This window comes from Streptomyces sp. NPDC014727 (assembly GCF_043083485.1).
Taxonomy (GTDB): domain Bacteria; phylum Actinomycetota; class Actinomycetes; order Streptomycetales; family Streptomycetaceae; genus Streptomyces.
Window position 1 is genome coordinate 21,954 of sequence record NZ_JBIBYR010000037.1, and the last position, 15,870, is coordinate 37,823.

Below are 15,870 nucleotides of genomic sequence, written 5' to 3' on the forward strand. Positions count from 1 at the left end.
TTACGGTAGGTACCTTCGCGTGGTGCGTGAAATGCCTGCTGGGCTCCCGTTATGCTCCTCGCGCATGAGCCTGGGACGCAGCGATGACGGCCGCACCGGAAACCGGTCGGGCCACGACTCCGGCCGCGGCATCGAGGTCCGCCATCTGCGTGCCTTCCTCGCCGTCGCCGACGAGGGCAACGTCACCCGCGCCGCCGCCCGCCTCCGCCTCACCCAGCCCGCGGTCTCCCGCACACTCGCCGCCCTGGAGCAGCGCCTCGGCATCCGGCTCGTCGACCGGTCCACCCACCATCTCGCCCTCACCTTCGAGGGCGTCGCCTTCCGGGACAGGGCCGCCGCCGCGGTCGCCGCGTTCGACGCCGCGCTCGACCCCGGCGGGCTGCGCCACTGGCCACTGCGGCTCGGGCACGCCTGGTCCGCGTTCGGTCCGTACACCACCCCCCTGCTCCGCCGCTGGCAGGAGCGGTATCCGCAGACCCCGCTCGAACTGCTGCGGATCGACGACCGCACCGCCGGGCTCACCCGCGGCGAGGTCGACGCCGCGCTCCTGCGGGGGCCCGTCGAGGCGCCGGGGCTCGTCACCGAGGTGCTCCTGGAGGAGGACCGGGTGGCGGCCGTCGCCACCGACGGACCGCTCGCCGGGCACGCCGTGCTCACGCTCGCCGAGCTGGCGGGCAGCACCGTCGTCCTCAACACCGTCTCCGGCACGACCACCGTCGACCTCTGGCCGCCGGACACCCGGCCCGCCACGACCCTGACCGTCGCCAACACCGATGACTGGCTGACCGCCATCGCGGCGGGGCGCGGCGTCGGGGTGTCCGCCGCGTCCACCGTCGGCATGCATCCGCACCCCGGGGTCGCCTACCGCCCGCTCGTCGACGCCCCGACCATCCCGGTCCTGCTCGCCCGGCGTGATGCCCCCGGCCATCCCGCGCTGGACGATCTCGTCGCGCTCGCCCGCGAGATCGTGCGGGGCGACGCCCCGTACCGGGCCCCGTGAACAGGCACGGGATCCACGTCAGCGGGGCGTGCCGCTGCCCGGTACGACGGCCAGCGCGTCGATCTCGACCCGGAATCCGGGATGGACCAGGCCGGCGACCCTCACCAGGGAGCAGGCGGGCGGGCGCCCGGCGTCCTGGTGCTCGTCACGCACCCGGCGGAAGGCGGGCAGGTCCGCGAGATCGGTCAGGTACACCGTCAGCTTGACCACATCGCGCAGACCGCATCCCGCCGCCGCCAGCGCGGTGGACAGGTTCGCGTAGACCTGACGCACCTGCGTCTCGGCGTCCTCGGCGCCCACCGGGTTTCCGTCGCGGTCCACCGGCACCTGGCCCGAGACGGCGACCATGGTCCCGCTGAACGTCACCGCGTGGCTGTATCCGTTGGTGGGCGGAGCCCCCTCGGGGCGTACGTGGTGTTTCACTGCTTCTCCTCGTGCCGGTGTCCGTCGGGACACCCGTGCCGGTGCCCGCCGGAAAGTGTGCCCTCACCCCTCCGGCGGCACCCGAGGCAGGCCCTCCGCCAGCACCTCCGCCAGGTGCCGCGCCCGCACGCCGCCCAGTTGCTCCAGCTGCGTCCGGCAGGAGAATCCGTCCGCCAGCACCTCCGTGCCGGGCTCCGCGGCACGCACCGACGGCAGCAGTTGTTCCTCGGCGCAGGCCACCGACACCGCCCAGTGGCCCCGCTCGAAGCCGAAGTTTCCGGCGAGCCCACAGCATCCACCGCTCAACTCGCCCGTCAGACCGGCCCGTTCCCGCAGCCGGCGATCCGCGGCGTCGCCCAGGACCGCGTGCTGGTGACAGTGGGTCTGGCCGGTGACCGGGCGGTCCAGGCGGGGTGGCCGCCAGTGCGGGGCGTACTCCTCCAGGTACTGCGCCAAGGTCCTCACCGATCCGGCGAGTTCGGCCGCCCGCGGGTCGTCGGGGAGGAGCTCGGGCAGGTCGGTGCGGAGGGTGGCGGCGCAGCTCGGTTCGAGGACGACGACGGGGTCTCCCAGGACCGTACCGATCCGGTCCAGGGTCCGGCGCATCACCGTACGGGCCCTGTCGAGCTGGCCGGTCGACACATACGTGAGACCGCAGCACAGCCCGCGGCCGGGCGTCAGCACGGTCCGGCCCGCCGACTCCAGGACGCGGACCGCCGCCCGGCCCACTTCGGGCGAGAAGTGGTCGGTGAAGGTGTCGGGCCACAGGATGGCCACCTGGTCGTCGGAGAGGATCACCGTTCCTCCGGCCGACCGCCGCCGCAGCCACCGGGTGAACGTCTCGCGTGCGAGCACCGGGATCCCGCGCTCCGGCGCGATCCCGGCGAGCAGTTTGGCCAGGGCGGCCGACGGGCGCACCCGGGCCAGGGTGTTCAGCACGCCCGCGAACGGGGCGGCAGGACGCAGCCAGCCCGGCAGCCGCCCCATCGTGTAGTGGGCGGCCGGGCGCAGCCGCCCCCGGTAGTGGTGGTGCAGGAACTCCGCCTTGTACGTGGCCATGTCGACGCCCACCGGGCAGTCGCCGCGACAGCCCTTGCAAGCGAGGCACAGGTCGAGCGCGTCCCGCACCTCCTCGCTCCGCCAGCCGTCCGTGATCACCTCGCCCGCGAGCATCTCGTGCAGCAGCCGGGCCCGGCCCCGGGTGGAGTGGGCCTCCTCGTCGGTCGCCCGGAACGACGGGCACATCACGCCCGCGCCCGCGGGCCGGGCGGTACGGCACTTGGCGACGCCCACGCACCGGCGTACCGCGGCGGAGAAGTCGCCGCCGTCGTCCGGGTAGCCGAACGCGACGTCCACCGGGCGCCTCGGCAGCACCTCGAACCTGAGGTTCTCGTCGAGCCGGGCCGGGCGGACGAGGATGCCGGGGTTCATGCCGCCGTCCGGGTCCCAGATGTCCTTGAACCGGGCGAAGAGGGCGACCAGTTCGTCCCCGTACATGCGCGGGAGCAGTTCGGCGCGGGCCTGACCGTCACCGTGCTCCCCGCTCAGTGATCCGCCGTGTGCGACGACCAGGTCCGCCAGCTCTCCGGAGAAGCGGCGGAAGCGGGCCACCCCTTCGGGGTTCAGCAGGTCGAAGTCGATCCGGACGTGGACGCAGCCCTCGCCGAAGTGTCCGTACGGGGTACCGCGCAGTCCGTGCTCGGCGAGCAGGGCGCGGAAGTCGCGGAGGTACGGGCCGAGGCGGGCGGGTGGTACGGCGCAGTCCTCCCAGCCGGGCCAGGCCTCCGTGCCGTCCGGCATCCGGGTGGCGGTGCCGGCCGCGTCCTCGCGGACGCGCCACAGGGCCCGTTGTCCGGCCGGGTCGGTGACGACGACGCCGTCCAGCGCGTCGGCCGCCCGCAGGACGCGCTCGGCGTGCGCCCGCGCCTCGGCCGGGGTGGCGCCGCCCGTCTCGACGAAGAGCCAGGCACCGCCGCGCGGCAGCCCGGCCGGTTCCCGTACGAGATCGGCGGCCATGCCCTCCACGGTCAGGGGGTGGTGGGGGAGCAGACCGGCGGCGGCCTCGGCGGCGGCGGACTCGTCGGCGTAGGCGAGTACGGCGAGCGCGCGGGCCGCCGGCGCCTCGACCAGTCGTACGGACGCCTCCGTCACCACGCCGAGCGTGCCCTCGCTGCCGCAGAAGGCACGGACGAGGTCGGCCCCGCGCTCCGGCAGGAGTGCGTCCAGCGCGTACCCGGAGATGCGGCGCGGGAGCGCGGGGAAGCCGGTGCGCAGGAGAGCGAGGTCGGCACCGACGAGTTCGGGGAGTCCGACGAGCCCGGCGGGGAATCCGGGCCCGCCGCCCCGGCCCAGCCGCAGTGTGTCGCCGCCGTAGCGGGTCACGGTCAGGGCGTGCAGGTTGTCGGCCGTGGCGCCCCAGGCGACCGAGTGCGCGCCGCAGGAGTTGTTGCCGATCATGCCGCCCAGCGTGCAGCGGCTGTGTGTGGAGGGGTCGGGTCCGAAGGTGAGCCCGTGCGGGGCGGCGGCGGCGCGCAGATCGTCCAGGACCACGCCCGGCTGGACGACCGCGGTGCGGGACCGGGCGTCCAGTTCGACGATCCTCCGCAGGTGGCGGGTGAGGTCGAGGACGACCCCGGTGCCGGTGGACTGCCCGGCGATGGAGGTGCCGCCCCCGCGCGGGACCACGGGCACCGCGTGCGCGCGGCAGACGGCGAGCGCGGCGGCCACGTCGTCGGCGTCGCGCGGGGCGACGACGCCGAGGGGTACGCGGCGGTAGTTGGAGGCGTCCATCGTCGTCAACGCCCGTGCGGTGGGCCCGAAGTCGACCTCTCCGCGGACGGCGGAGCGCAGGGCCTGTGCGAGTTCGGCGCGTTCCGTGGGTTTCTGATGTGCGGCCATGGGCTCAGGATGCCGTTGATCGGGCCACTCGGCCGCCCGAGGCCGCACGATTCCCCTGAATACGTCAATACGTCGGAATACGTCGGACGCGTAGTCACATACGTAACAGAGAACGCCACAAGGACTTCCCAAAGGGAGTGTCAATTCTCATATAGTGACCACAACTTGGCTTGGAATTATCAGCTCCAGTTGTCGCGTTCGCCTGTGCCGTACGAAGTGTCCCGATCTGTCCCGCCCGCCCGTTCGTCCCGTCCGCCCCCAAGGACTCCACTTGAGCCCCTCATCCCGGCCGACCGCACTGGCCCTGCTGATCTCACTGGCCGTCACCGGATCCCTGTGCGTGTGGGCGGTCGTCGCCGCCCCCGACTCGGTACGGCCCACGCTGGCCTGGGGGGCGGGCGCCGCCGCCGTGCTGCTGTCCACCGCCGTGGCCACCGCCGTCCACGCCCGCGCCACCACGAACCGGCTGCGCGCCCGTCTCGCGGCGGAGACCCACCGGTTCACCGGCGAGATCAGCCGGCTCGTGTCCGCCTCCGCGGCCGAGGGCCAGCGCTTCACCGCCGAGACCGCCCGGATCAAGGCCGCCGCAGCGGCCGAGACGGCGCGGATCACCGCGCAGGCCCTCGCCGAGACCGAACGGCTCACCGCCGAGACCGAGCGGCTCGGCGCCCGCGCGGCCCACAGCGAGACCGAGCGTTCCGCCGCGATCGCCGCCTGCGCCAACGCCGCGGGCCGCATGCAGGCCCTGTCCACCAGCATGCTCGCGGACCTGCGCGAGATGGAGCACCGGCACGCCGCCGAGGACGTGCTCGGCGATCTGCTCCACCTGGACCACCGCACCGCCCAGGCCGGCCGCCTCGCCGACTCCATCGCCGTGCTGACCGGCGCCCGCTCCGGGCGGCGCTGGGCGAAGCCGATCGTGATGGAGTCGATCCTGCGCGGCGCGATGGGCCGGATCAGCGGCTATCAGCGCGTACGCCTCCACTCGACCAGTGATGTCGCGGTCGCCGGTCACGCGGCCGAGGGCGTCATGCACGCGCTCGCCGAACTCCTGGACAACGCGGCCAACTTCTCACCGCCCACGGCCGAGGTCCATGTGTACGTCGAGGAGGTGCCGGCCGGCATCGTCCTGACCGTCGAGGACAGCGGTCTGGTCATGAGCGATGTCCAGCTGCGCCGCGCCGAGCGCGCAGTTTCGGCCACGCACCAGGACCTGACGGGGCTCTCCGGTACCCGGCTCGGCCTCGCCGTCGTCGGCCGGCTGGCCCGCAAGCACGGTCTGACCGTGTCGTTCCGGCCGTCCGCGCGCGGCGGCACCGGCGCCCTGATGATGATCCCGCAGGAACTCCTCACCCGTGCCGCGCCGAAGGTCCCGGCCGCCCCGGCCCCGGTGTCCGAACCGGTGCCGTCCCAGCCGGTGACCCAGCCGGTGACCCAGCCCGTCCCCGAGCCGGAGCCCGCCCACGAGACGGCCGCCGCGGCCGACACCCGGCTCCCGCAGGACCCGGCACCGGCGGACTCCGCCGCGCTCCCGGACTCCCCCGCGTCCGAGACCACCCGCAACCTCCCCCGGTTCGGCGAGAGCGGACTCCCCAAGCGCCCCCGCGGCCGCACCCTCGCCGCCGCCGAGGCCCGCGCCAACGCCAACGGCACCGGCGCGACCCCGCCGCCCCGTACCGCCGACCCCAAGGAACAGGCAGCCCGCTTCAGCAGCTTCCGCCAGGCTGTCCGGCCCAATCCCCCGCACCCGGAAGAAGGCAACACCCGATGACCGCGACCACCGACGAGAAGCTCAACTGGCTGCTGGAGGGGCTCCTGGAGCGCACCCCCGGCACCCGTCATGCCCTCGTCCTGTCCAGGGACGGCCTCAAGCTGTGCCGTACCCCCGAGCTCTCCGTCGACCAGGCCGACCAGCTGGCCGCGATCTCGGCCGGTATCCAGAGCCTGTCGCACGGCGCGTCCGTCGAATTCGGTGACGGCACCGGCGGCGTACGGTCCGCCATGGCCGAGTTCTACGGCGGCGTGCTGTTCATCGTCGAGGCGGGCGCGGGCGCCCATCTCGCCGTCGTCGCCTCCGACGAGGCCGACGTCGGTCTCATCGGGCACAACATGAGCGAGCTCGTCGAGCAGCTCGGCGAGCACCTGAGCGCGCCGCCGCGCTCCTCCTCGGCCCCCGCGGCCGCCGTCGACGCGACAGCGAACGTATGACCCGCCGCCGCCCCGGCCGGGACGACGACCCGGACCGGCTGTACACCCTCACCGGTGGCCGCAGCCGGTCCGATTCGGACGCGTTCGACCTGGTGACGCTGGTGGTCTCCGAGTGCGAGCCGGTCCCCGGCATGCAGTCGGAGCACGTCACGATCCTGCGGATGTGCCAACTGCCCACCGCGGTCGTCGAGATCGCCGCGGGCCTCGGCCTGCCCGTCAGCATCGTCCGGATCATGCTGTCCGATCTGCTGGACACCGGCCGGATCAGCGCCCGCCACCCCCGTACCGCCCGTGTCGCGGACCGGCTCCCCGACCCCGACATCCTGGAACAGGTGCTCGTTGGACTCCGCAACCTCTGACCGTACCGCCCTGCAGGCGACGGCCGACAACGGACTGAAGATCGTCGTCGTCGGCGGCTTCGGGGTCGGCAAGACCACCATGGTCCGCTCCGTCAGCGAGATCCGTCCGCTGAACACGGAAGAGACCATGACCAGCGCGGGCGAGGCCGTCGACCATCTCGACGGTGTGCAGTCGAAGACGTCCACGACCGTCGCCTTCGACTTCGGCCGGATCTCGCTCGACGAACGCTCGGTGCTGTACCTCTTCGGCGCCCCCGGCCAGGAGCGGTTCTGGTTCCTGTGGGACCGGCTGTTCTCGGGCACGCTCGGCGCGGTCGTCCTCGTCGACACCCGCCGGCTCGCCGACTCCTGGTACGCGATCGACCGCCTGGAGCACCACGGCACGCCGTTCATCGTGGCGTGCAACGACTTCGGCGGCCCGCTCCACACCGAACAGCAGATACGGGAGGCGCTCGACCTCTCGGACGACATCCCCCTGGTGGAGTGCGACGCCCGGGACCGTTCATCCAGCAAGTACGTACTGATCACGCTGGTCGAGTACCTGCACGCCCTCTCGCAGGGCAAGGTCTCCACCCCGTCCGCCGCCCGTCCGGAGATCACGCCGGAGAAGACCCCGGAGCCCACCTCGTGACCCAGCCCCCGGCGCCGGCCTCCGGCTGCCCCGTGTCCCAGGGCCGCGAGCCGCTCTCCGGCCCGCGGTTCCAGACCGAACCGACCCGGCTGTACCGGGAGATGCGCCGCGACCACGGGGCCGTGGCGCCCGTCGTCCTCGACGGCGACGTCCCCGCCTGGCTCGTGCTCGGCTACCGCGAACTGCACCAGGTCACCGCCGACCCGGTGCTGTTCAGCCGGGACTCCGACCTGTGGAACCAGTGGGAGCGCATCCCCGACGACTGGCCGCTGCTGCCGATGATCGGCCGCAAGCAGCCGTCGATCCTCTACACGGTCGGCCCCCGGCACACCGAGCGCGCCGCGATGATCAGCAACGCGCTGGAGTCCGTCGACCCGTTCGCGCTGAAGCGGTACGCCGAGGAGTTCGCCGACGGACTCGTCGACCGGTTCTGCTCCACGGGCGGCACCGAGATCATCGCCGAGTACGCGATGCTGCTCCCCGCCCTCGTCCTGGCGAAGATCTACGGCTTCAGCGACACCGTCGGCGCGGAGCTCGTGGGCTCGATCAACGACATGATCGACGGCCGGGAACGGGCGCTGGCCGGTCAGCAGCACCTCGCCTCGTCCATGGTCCAGCTGCTGGTCGACAAGCACGCCGTGCCCGGCGACGACGTCGCCACGCGGATGCTCGCCGACCAGGGCGGATTCACCGACGAGGAGGTCGCCCAGGACCTGATGGTCATGATGGCCGCGGGCCACCAGCCGACCGCCGACTGGATCGGCAACTCGCTGCGGCTCATGCTCACCGACGACCGGTTCGCCGCCTCCCTCTCGGGTGGCCGGCACAGCGTCGCCGAGGCCATGAACGAGGTGCTCTGGGAGGACACCCCGACGCAGAACGTCGCGGGCCGCTGGGCCTCGCGCGACACCCACCTCGGCGGGCGCCACATCGAGGCGGGCGACCTGCTGCTGCTGGGCATCGCCGCCGCCAACTACGACCCGCAGGTCCGCACCGACGGCTCCGCGCTCACCGGCGGCAACAACGCGTTCCTCTCCTTCGGCCACGGCGAGCACCGCTGCCCGTTCCCCGCCCAGGAGACCGCCGAGGTCATCGCCCGCACCGGCATCGAGGTGCTCCTGGACCGGCTCCCGGACATCGACCTCGCCGTCCCCGCCGGACAGCTCACCCGCCGCCCGTCCCCGTGGCTGCGCGGACTGACGGACCTGCCGGTGGTCTTCACCCCCACCCCAGCCCTCGGAACCACGCTCAAAACCGCCATCGGAGGCAAGAGATGACCCGGATCGCGCTCGACCCCTTCGTCACCGACCTCGACGGCGAGAGCGCCCGGCTGCGCGCGGCCGGCCCGCTCGCCGAGGTGGAACTGCCCGGCGGGGTGCACTGCTACGCCGTCACCCACCACGCGGAGGCCCGCCAGCTGCTCACCGACAGCCGGATCGTGAAGGACATCAACGTCTGGAGTGCCTGGCAGCGCGGCGAGATACCGATGGACTGGCCGCTGATCGGCCTCGCCAACCCGGGGCGCTCCATGCTCACGGTGGACGGCGCGGACCACCGCCGGCTGCGCACCCTGGTCGCGCAGGCACTGACGGTGAAGCGGGTGGAACGGCTGCGGGCCGGCATCGAGGCGCTGACCACGGCGAGCCTGGACCGGCTGGCCGCGCTGCCCGAGGGCGAGGCGGTCGACCTGAAGGCGGAATTCGCGTATCCGCTGCCGATGAACGTGATCAGCGAACTGATGGGCGTGGACAGCGCGGACCACCCGCGGCTGAAGGAGCTCTTCGAGAAGTTCTTCTCGACGCAGACGCCGCCCGAGGAGGTCCCGCAGATGATGGCGGACCTCGGCGCGCTCTTCACGAAGATCGTCGACTCCAAGCGGGCCGAACCGGGCGACGACCTCACCAGCGCCCTGATCGCGGCCTCCGAGGACGGCGACCACCTCACCGACGAGGAGATCGTCAACACCCTGCAGCTGATCATCGCGGCCGGTCACGAGACCACGATCAGCCTGATCGTGAACGCGGTCGTCGCGCTCCAGACCCACCCCGAGCAGCGCAAGCAGGTGCTGAACGGTGAGGTGCCGTGGGAGAACGTGATCGAGGAGACCCTGCGCTGGAACACCCCCACGTCCCACGTCCTGATCCGGTTCGCCACGGAGGACGTCGAGGTCGGCGACAAGGTCCTGCCGAAGGGCGAGGCGCTGATCGTCTCCTTCGGCGCGCTCGGCCGCGACGAGGCACAGCACGGACCGACCGCCGGTGACTTCGACATCACCCGCTCCCCCAACCGCCACATCGCTTTCGGCCACGGTCCGCACGTCTGCCCGGGAGCGGCACTCTCCCGGCTGGAGGCGGGGGTGGCCCTGCCCGCGCTGTACGAGCGGTTCCCGGAGCTGGAACTCGCCGTCCCCGCGTCCGAGCTGCGGAACAAGCCGATCGTCACCCAGAACGACCTCCACGAGCTGCCGGTGGAACTGGGCTGACCCTGCCCCCGTCACGCGGTCCACGGACCGGCGCGCACGCCGTCCACGCACCGGAGCGGGTGTCTCATCCGACGGACACGGTCCTCGACCGTGTCCGTGAGGTACTACGCTCCGGTTCGTGGCCGATATCCAGATTCCCGCTGACATCAAGCCCGCCGACGGACGCTTCGGCGCCGGTCCTTCCAAGGTGCGGACGGAGGCGCTCGACGCGCTGGCCGCCACCGGTACGTCTCTTCTCGGTACGTCCCACCGCCAGGCCCCGGTCAAGAACCTGGTCGGCGCGGTGCGTCAGGGTGTGCGCGACCTCTTCTCCCTCCCCGAGGGCTACGAGGTGATCCTGGGCAACGGCGGCTCGACCGCCTTCTGGGACATCGCGACGCACGGGCTCATCGAGACGAAGTCCCAGCACCTCAACTTCGGCGAGTTCTCGTCGAAGTTCGCGAAGGCCGCCAAGCTCGCCCCGTGGCTGGCCGACCCCACCGTGATCGCCTCCGACCCCGGCACCCACCCGGACCCGCGGGCCGAGGCGGGCGTCGACGTCTACGCCTTCACGCACAACGAGACCTCGACCGGTGTCGCCGCACCGGTCAAGCGCGTCGCGGGCGCCGACGAGGGCTCCCTGGTCCTGGTGGACGCCACCTCCGGCGCGGGCGGCCTGCCGGTCGACATCACCGAGTCGGACGTCTACTACTTCGCCCCGCAGAAGTCCTTCGCCTCCGACGGCGGTCTCTGGATCGGTGTCTTCTCCCCGGCGGCCCTGGAGCGCGCCGCGCGCGTCCACGCGTCGGGCCGCCACATCCCCGAGTTCTTCAGCCTGCCCACGGCGATCGACAACTCCCTGAAGAACCAGACGTACAACACCCCGGCCCTCGCCACGCTCTTCCTCCTGAACGAGCAGCTGAACTGGCTGAACTCCCAGGGCGGCCTGGACTTCTCGGTCCGCCGCACGGCCACCTCGGCGCGGAACCTGTACGGCTGGGCCGAGGACTCCAAGTACGCGACCCCGTTCGTCTCCGACCCGGCGAAGCGCTCGCAGGTCATCGGCACGATCGACTTCGCGGACGAGATCGACGCCTCGGCCGTCGCCAAGGTGCTGCGCGCCAACGGCATCGTCGACACCGAGCCCTACCGCAAGCTGGGCCGCAACCAGCTGCGCGTGGCGATGTTCCCGGCCATCGACCCGGCGGACGTCCAGGCGCTGACGGCCTGCATCGACTACGTGATCGAGAAGCTGTAACGGTCACGCGGTCACGCGTACGGAGGGCCTCGCGCACATCGGATGCGCGGGGCCCTTCGCCGTTCACCCGACCGGGTGGCGGGGTGCCTTCCGGGTACGGGCGGCACGATCGTCCTACGATGATGGCCTCGACAACACCCCTTCAGGAGGCCCGCAATGTCTGCAGCAGCAGTCGAGCACCCCTGTGACGGTGAGCCGGAATCGCTGCTCGAAACGGCCAACATCCTCACGGAGCAGCACCCGGGTTACCGCGTCGAGATCATCGGAGGCGTCATCACCGTGGCCCCACCCCCGGACGGCCTGCACGCCAATGCGCTGACCACGCTCATGATTCCCTTCCTGGCCGCAGGGATCCACGGCGAGGAGACCAAGGTCCTCCAAGGCATGGGCCTCTGGCTCCCCGGCGGCCCCGAGGACTACGCCATCCCGGACCTGGCGGTCGTCGACGCCGATTTCGACGAGCATCCGGCCGAGAACAACTGCTACGACCCCGCCGTCTTCCGCCTCGTGCTGGAGGTCACCTCCAGCAACTACAACCAGGACCTGCGCAACAAGGTCGCCGCCTACGCGGAGGCCAAGATCCCGGTCTACGTGATCGTCGACCGCGAGCACGGCCGGGTGCACGTCCTGACCGAGCCCATGGGCGGCGGTTACGACAGCCACCAGGTGTACGCCCCCGGGCAGACAGTCGCGCTGCCCGATTCGATCGGTGCCCCGGTGACGCTCGATGTCGCCGAGCTCATCCGGGCCGGACGGCGCCGTAGCTGATCAACCGGCCGCCGCCAGCACCTTCCTGAGCCGGGTGACGCCCGCCGCCCACTCCTTGTCCCCTGCGTCGTCCCACAGCTCACGCAGCTCCGAGGATTCGCCCAGCACCGCGTCGAGGGCCTTCACCGCGAGGGGACGAAGGTCCACCGACAGGGTGGGCAGCGCCTTGTCGGGTCCGTACGAAGTGGTCACCGCCTCTCCCTCCGGGCACTGGGATCCGACCAGCGCGGCCGCCGCGACCGCCTCCTCGCCCTCGTCGCTGTCCAGGTAGTCCGCCGCGATCGCGATGCCCAGAACCTTGCGGATGACCGCTTCCCGCTCGGTCTCGGGAACGGCATCCAGGTTTCCCGAGAAGTCCGCGGCGGTGTCGTTGTCGAAATGACCGGTGTCCCAGGTGCCCATGAGGTCCCCTCAGCAAATGGCGGTGTCCGCTGGTGGGTTCCACCGGCAGACACCATCCTCACAGCCACCACTGACAACGAAGGCCGGGTCAGCCGGCCTGCCAACACCGCGGCGGCCCGCGCACCGGGCCCCGCCCCCCGTTCCCGTCCAGGAAGACCACGCCCATGCCGCCGTCCGCCACCGCCGTCCCGCCGCACGAGTTCACCCTCACCCGGGCGGTCCGCGCCCTGGAGTCCGGCGAGCTGACCGCGACCGCGCTGCTCGCCGACTGCCTCGACCGGATCGACGCCCGCGAGCCGGTGGTCGGGGCCTGGGAACATCTCGACCGGGACGCCGCCGTGCGACGGGCCCGCCTGCTGGACGACGGCCCCCGCCAAGGTCTCCTGCACGGTGTTCCGTTGGGCGTGAAGGACATCATCGACACCGCCGACCAGCCCACCGGTTACGGCTCGCCCCGCCACCGGGGCCACCGTCCCGACCGGGACGCGTGGTGCGTGGCCAGGCTGCGCGCGTCCGGCGCGGTGCTCGTCGGCAAGACGGTGACCACCGAGTTCGCGTACTTCACCCCCGGCCGGACCGCGAACCCGCACGCCCCGCACCACACGCCCGGCGGGTCCTCCAGCGGTTCGGCCGCGGCCGTCGCCGACCGCATGGTCCCGCTCGCCCTCGGCACCCAGACCGCCGCGTCGACCATCCGCCCGGCCGCGTACTGCGGCACCGCGGGCCATGTCGCCACGCCGGGCGCCTTTCCGCTCACCGGCATCGCCGGCCTCAGCCCCACGCTCGACTCGCTCGGCCTGCTGACCCGGACGGTCGAGGACCTCGCCCTGGCCCGCGCCGCCCTGCTCGGCCGTACCGCGCACAGCCGGGACGCGGTCCTGCCGGACGTCCCGCACCCCGTGGTCCTGATCTGCTCCGGCACGGGCCCCGGCGCGCCGGATCGGACGGCGTACGGTTTCCACCCCACCGACGGGGCCATGGACCGGGCGATGGAGGACACCCGCCGCACGCTCCTCGCCGCCGGGGCCGAGGTGCGTGAGCTGGCGATCGACGCGGATCTCGCCGAGCTCGTGCGGACCCACACCACGGTCATGGCGTACGAGGCCGCCCGTGCCCTCGCCACCGAGTACGACGCGGGCGCCCTGAGCACCACGCACATCACGGACGACTCACGCGCCGCATCCGATGCGTACGCGCCAGGGCCCCCCGCCGGTACCCCCGGCGAGCAGCCCCTCAGCGCCCCTCTCCGCCGTCTCGTCGAGGACGGCCACCGTGTCTCGCGGCTCGACTATCTGGATGCGCTGGACCACGCGGCCGCACAGCGCCGCCGTCTCCAGGCGCTGTTGGAGTCGGCGGACGCCGTCCTCGCCCCGGCCGCCGTCGGCCCCGCCCCCGCGGGCCTGGCCGCCACCGGCTCCCCGGTCTTCAGCCGGCCCTGGCAGGTGCTGGGGCTGCCGGCCGTGGCAGTCCCGGGCCACCGGGACGCGGACGGACTCCCTCTCGGGGTGCAGTTGATCGGCCGCGTCGGCGGCGACGAGCATCTGCTGGCCGTCGCCCATCGCGTGGAACGCCTGCTGACCGCTTCGGACGGCTGACCACGGGGCGAGGGCTCTCACTCAGCCCGCCCCGCCCCGCTCCCAGCGCCGTTCGCCGTCGCACCACGCCTGCGTCGGCACCAGCCCGGCGGCGGCGGCCACGGCGGCGGACGCGGCGTGGTCCGGATGGACATGGGCGACGACGGTCCGCACCGCTCCTGTTCCCGTCAGACGGGCCACCAGCCCCGCCGCCGCCTCCTTGGCGTATCCCCGCCCCTGCCACCGCGTCCCGACCACCCAGGCGATCTCCGCCTCCGCGTCCCGCGCGTGCACCGTCGCCTGTACGTAACCGGCCAGGCATCCCTCGTCCCGTACCCGCAGCACCCAGTTCCACCACGCCACCCCGGGATCCGGCGAACCGGCGGTCCAGCGTGCGTAGCGGACTCGCAGTTCACCGGCGCTCTCCGGGGCGCCGCCGGTGTACGTGTGCAGGGCCGGGTCGGCCAGCACGGCCGCCATCTCGTCCGCGTACGCGACCCGCAGGGGCAGGACGTCGAGCCGCTCGGTGGAGAAGGGGTCGGCACCGCTGTTCGTCATGGCACCCGATCGTATGCGCGCCGGTCGTCCGGCCTGTGTGCGCCGGTTCGTCGGGAAGTTGCTCAGCGGCTCAGTCGCCGGAACCGGCGCACCGCCGACGGCCATGAGGAGCGGCGGCCATCCGCTGATGGCGGCGCTCTCCGAGGACGCGTTCAGCTACGACGTCGACCACTTCGCGTTCGGCCTGCAACGGCTGCTCGACGGCTTCGGCGTGCTCGTCGAGCGGCGCGCCGGGGGCTGACGCGGGGCCGGGCCGCACGCGCGGGAGACCGGCCGTCGGTCGGTCAGCCGCGGCCACGGCGCCGTTTCATGAAGGCGAGCGCTCCCACGGCGGCGAGCACCAGCGCTCCGACCAGCGTGCCGCCCCTCGTCCCGTCGCCGCTCCCACCAGCGGCGGACGACGACGCGCCGCCGCCCCCCTTCGACGGCGACGTGCCCCCGCCGCCTCCGTCGCTCTGCACGTCCACCCGCGCCACATCGCTCCGCTCCCCCTCCGAGCCGAACATCAGCGCCGAGCCGTCCGCCGTGTACGTCACCGACTCGGCCTGCCGCTGGAGCGGCGCCCGGACCGCGTGGTCGGCGCCGAGCCTGCCGTTCCCGAAGGCGTAGGCACGGGCGCTGAAGTACGAACGCAGCACCAGCTCCTTGCCGTCCGGCGAGAAGGCGCCGTCCGTCACCCACGGCACCTCCCCCACACGCCGGAAGACGTTGGTGGCACCGGTGGTGAGCTTCGCGGGGCCCTCGTACAGCCCGCCGCCGTCCTCGTTCTTCGACGCGATGTAGACGCGCCCGGTCGTGGGGTGGACCATCAGCGCCTCGGCGTTGCGCGGGCCGTCGGCGTACTTCACGTCGAACTGCGTGGCGCGGACCGTGGCGTCCTTGAGCTGCTTCGGCTCCGGGAAGCGGTAGATCCAGACGTGTTCCCAGCTGCCGTTCAGGTTGTCGCCGATGTCACCGACGTACAGATCGCCGTCGGGCCCCAGCGAGATGGCCTCCACGTCGCGGGGGCGGCCCACCCCCCGCATGGTGATCGTCGCGACGGTCTTCCCGGTGCGGGAGTCGACGGCGTAGACGTACGGCCCGTCGTCGCTGTCGTTGTGCGTCCAATAGACGCCGGGGTGGGTGCGGCTGGCCGCGAGGCCGCTGGACTCGGTGATCCTGGGGTCCTCGATCGTGAAGCTCCGGTCGGCTCCGTCTCCGGCCGTCGCGGGAGCCGCCCCCGCGAGGAGAAACAGCGCGGCGGCTCCGGACACAGTCAGGTACGAACGCATGGACCCAAGTGTCCATCGTCACGTCGCAGGCCGCAGGAGTGATCCGCGATGATGACGCC

16 protein-coding genes are annotated in these 15,870 nt (G+C 72.7%); 11 read left to right on the forward strand and 5 right to left on the reverse strand.

From position 1 onward, the window contains the following. Positions 1-64 precede the first annotated feature (64 nt). Positions 65-1,000, forward strand: a complete 936-nt coding sequence (locus ACF1B9_RS34180) for a LysR family transcriptional regulator (protein ID WP_391738558.1) — start codon at positions 65-67, stop codon at positions 998-1,000. Positions 1,001-1,018: 18 nt separating this feature from the next. Here ACF1B9_RS34180 and ACF1B9_RS34185 read toward each other — a convergent pair whose 3' ends face one another. Together ACF1B9_RS34185 and ACF1B9_RS34190 are read right to left on the reverse strand one after the other, a co-directional pair. Further along, positions 1,019-1,423: a RidA family protein gene (locus ACF1B9_RS34185; RefSeq protein ID WP_391738557.1), complete on the reverse strand. Its 405-nt coding sequence runs from the start codon at positions 1,421-1,423 to the stop codon at positions 1,019-1,021. Between the two features lie 63 nt (positions 1,424-1,486). Beyond that, positions 1,487-4,321 (reverse strand): FAD-binding and (Fe-S)-binding domain-containing protein, encoded by a 2,835-nt coding sequence (locus ACF1B9_RS34190; RefSeq protein WP_391738556.1) that lies wholly within the window; start codon positions 4,319-4,321, stop codon positions 1,487-1,489. A gap of 271 nt (positions 4,322-4,592) precedes the next feature. Between ACF1B9_RS34190 and ACF1B9_RS34195 the strand changes: the two genes are divergently transcribed. The 8 genes from ACF1B9_RS34195 (at position 4,593) to ACF1B9_RS34230 (ending at position 12,006) form a co-directional block, all read left to right on the forward strand. Then, positions 4,593-6,092 (forward strand): ATP-binding protein, encoded by a 1,500-nt coding sequence (locus tag ACF1B9_RS34195; RefSeq protein ID WP_391738555.1) that lies wholly within the window; start codon positions 4,593-4,595, stop codon positions 6,090-6,092. Continuing rightward, complete coding sequence (locus ACF1B9_RS34200) at positions 6,089-6,529, forward strand: roadblock/LC7 domain-containing protein (RefSeq protein WP_365691168.1); 441 nt, start codon at positions 6,089-6,091, stop codon at positions 6,527-6,529. The genes ACF1B9_RS34195 and ACF1B9_RS34200 overlap by 4 nt, the downstream gene beginning before the upstream one ends. Then, the gene (locus ACF1B9_RS34205; RefSeq protein ID WP_351072405.1) at positions 6,526-6,888 is read left to right on the forward strand and encodes a DUF742 domain-containing protein; all 363 of its coding nucleotides are present in this window, start codon (positions 6,526-6,528) and stop codon (positions 6,886-6,888) included. The genes ACF1B9_RS34200 and ACF1B9_RS34205 overlap by 4 nt, the downstream gene beginning before the upstream one ends. After that, positions 6,869-7,519 carry an ATP/GTP-binding protein gene (locus ACF1B9_RS34210; protein WP_391738554.1) on the forward strand — a complete coding sequence of 217 codons (651 nt, stop codon included), beginning with the start codon at positions 6,869-6,871 and terminating at the stop codon, positions 7,517-7,519. Before ACF1B9_RS34205 ends, ACF1B9_RS34210 begins: the two co-directional genes overlap by 20 nt. Further along, positions 7,516-8,796: a cytochrome P450 gene (locus tag ACF1B9_RS34215; RefSeq protein ID WP_391738553.1), complete on the forward strand. Its 1,281-nt coding sequence runs from the start codon at positions 7,516-7,518 to the stop codon at positions 8,794-8,796. The genes ACF1B9_RS34210 and ACF1B9_RS34215 overlap by 4 nt, the downstream gene beginning before the upstream one ends. Beyond that, a complete protein-coding gene (locus tag ACF1B9_RS34220) occupies positions 8,793-10,001 on the forward strand; it encodes a cytochrome P450 (RefSeq protein WP_391738552.1) in 1,209 nt (402 codons plus the stop codon). The genes ACF1B9_RS34215 and ACF1B9_RS34220 overlap by 4 nt, the downstream gene beginning before the upstream one ends. 118 nt (positions 10,002-10,119) lie before the next feature. Continuing rightward, complete coding sequence (gene serC, locus ACF1B9_RS34225; protein ID WP_391738551.1) at positions 10,120-11,238, forward strand: phosphoserine transaminase; 1,119 nt, start codon at positions 10,120-10,122, stop codon at positions 11,236-11,238. 156 nt (positions 11,239-11,394) lie between these two features. Further along, on the forward strand, positions 11,395-12,006 hold the full coding sequence (locus ACF1B9_RS34230) for a Uma2 family endonuclease (RefSeq protein WP_391738550.1): 612 nt from the start codon (positions 11,395-11,397) through the stop codon (positions 12,004-12,006). Here ACF1B9_RS34230 and ACF1B9_RS34235 read toward each other — a convergent pair whose 3' ends face one another. Further along, on the reverse strand, positions 12,007-12,408 hold the full coding sequence (locus ACF1B9_RS34235) for a DUF4259 domain-containing protein (protein WP_391738549.1): 402 nt from the start codon (positions 12,406-12,408) through the stop codon (positions 12,007-12,009). Between the two features lie 164 nt (positions 12,409-12,572). Between ACF1B9_RS34235 and ACF1B9_RS34240 the strand changes: the two genes are divergently transcribed. Further along, complete coding sequence (locus ACF1B9_RS34240; protein WP_391738548.1) at positions 12,573-14,003, forward strand: amidase; 1,431 nt, start codon at positions 12,573-12,575, stop codon at positions 14,001-14,003. Positions 14,004-14,024: 21 nt separating this feature from the next. Here ACF1B9_RS34240 and ACF1B9_RS34245 read toward each other — a convergent pair whose 3' ends face one another. After that, positions 14,025-14,540, reverse strand: a complete 516-nt coding sequence (locus ACF1B9_RS34245) for a GNAT family N-acetyltransferase (RefSeq protein WP_391738546.1) — start codon at positions 14,538-14,540, stop codon at positions 14,025-14,027. Between ACF1B9_RS34245 and ACF1B9_RS34250 the strand changes: the two genes are divergently transcribed. Then, the gene (locus ACF1B9_RS34250; RefSeq protein ID WP_391738545.1) at positions 14,539-14,781 is read left to right on the forward strand and encodes a hypothetical protein; all 243 of its coding nucleotides are present in this window, start codon (positions 14,539-14,541) and stop codon (positions 14,779-14,781) included. The two genes, ACF1B9_RS34245 and ACF1B9_RS34250, sit on opposite strands and share 2 nt — an antisense overlap. 43 nt (positions 14,782-14,824) lie before the next feature. On the opposite strand, the gene ACF1B9_RS34255 is transcribed toward ACF1B9_RS34250, so the two are convergent. Further along, positions 14,825-15,811 carry a WD40 repeat domain-containing protein gene (locus tag ACF1B9_RS34255; protein WP_391738544.1) on the reverse strand — a complete coding sequence of 329 codons (987 nt, stop codon included), beginning with the start codon at positions 15,809-15,811 and terminating at the stop codon, positions 14,825-14,827. Positions 15,812-15,870 lie beyond the last annotated feature (59 nt).

Bases quoted from the DNA above. Each gene is read 5' to 3' on its own strand.
- ACF1B9_RS34190 (WP_391738556.1), bottom strand. From the start codon at position 4,321: ATGGCCGCACATCAGAAACCCACGGAACGCGCCGAACTCGCACAGGCC.
- ACF1B9_RS34255 (WP_391738544.1), bottom strand. From the start codon at position 15,811: ATGCGTTCGTACCTGACTGTGTCCGGAGCCGCCGCGCTGTTTCTCCTC.
- ACF1B9_RS34220 (WP_391738552.1), top strand. From the start codon at position 8,793: ATGACCCGGATCGCGCTCGACCCCTTCGTCACCGACCTCGACGGCGAG.
- ACF1B9_RS34245 (WP_391738546.1), bottom strand. From the start codon at position 14,540: ATGACGAACAGCGGTGCCGACCCCTTCTCCACCGAGCGGCTCGACGTC.
- ACF1B9_RS34240 (WP_391738548.1), top strand. From the start codon at position 12,573: ATGCCGCCGTCCGCCACCGCCGTCCCGCCGCACGAGTTCACCCTCACC.
- ACF1B9_RS34180 (WP_391738558.1), top strand. From the start codon at position 65: ATGAGCCTGGGACGCAGCGATGACGGCCGCACCGGAAACCGGTCGGGC.
- ACF1B9_RS34200 (WP_365691168.1), top strand. From the start codon at position 6,089: ATGACCGCGACCACCGACGAGAAGCTCAACTGGCTGCTGGAGGGGCTC.
- ACF1B9_RS34230 (WP_391738550.1), top strand. From the start codon at position 11,395: ATGTCTGCAGCAGCAGTCGAGCACCCCTGTGACGGTGAGCCGGAATCG.
- ACF1B9_RS34235 (WP_391738549.1), bottom strand. From the start codon at position 12,408: ATGGGCACCTGGGACACCGGTCATTTCGACAACGACACCGCCGCGGAC.
- ACF1B9_RS34250 (WP_391738545.1), top strand. From the start codon at position 14,539: ATGGCACCCGATCGTATGCGCGCCGGTCGTCCGGCCTGTGTGCGCCGG.
- ACF1B9_RS34205 (WP_351072405.1), top strand. From the start codon at position 6,526: ATGACCCGCCGCCGCCCCGGCCGGGACGACGACCCGGACCGGCTGTAC.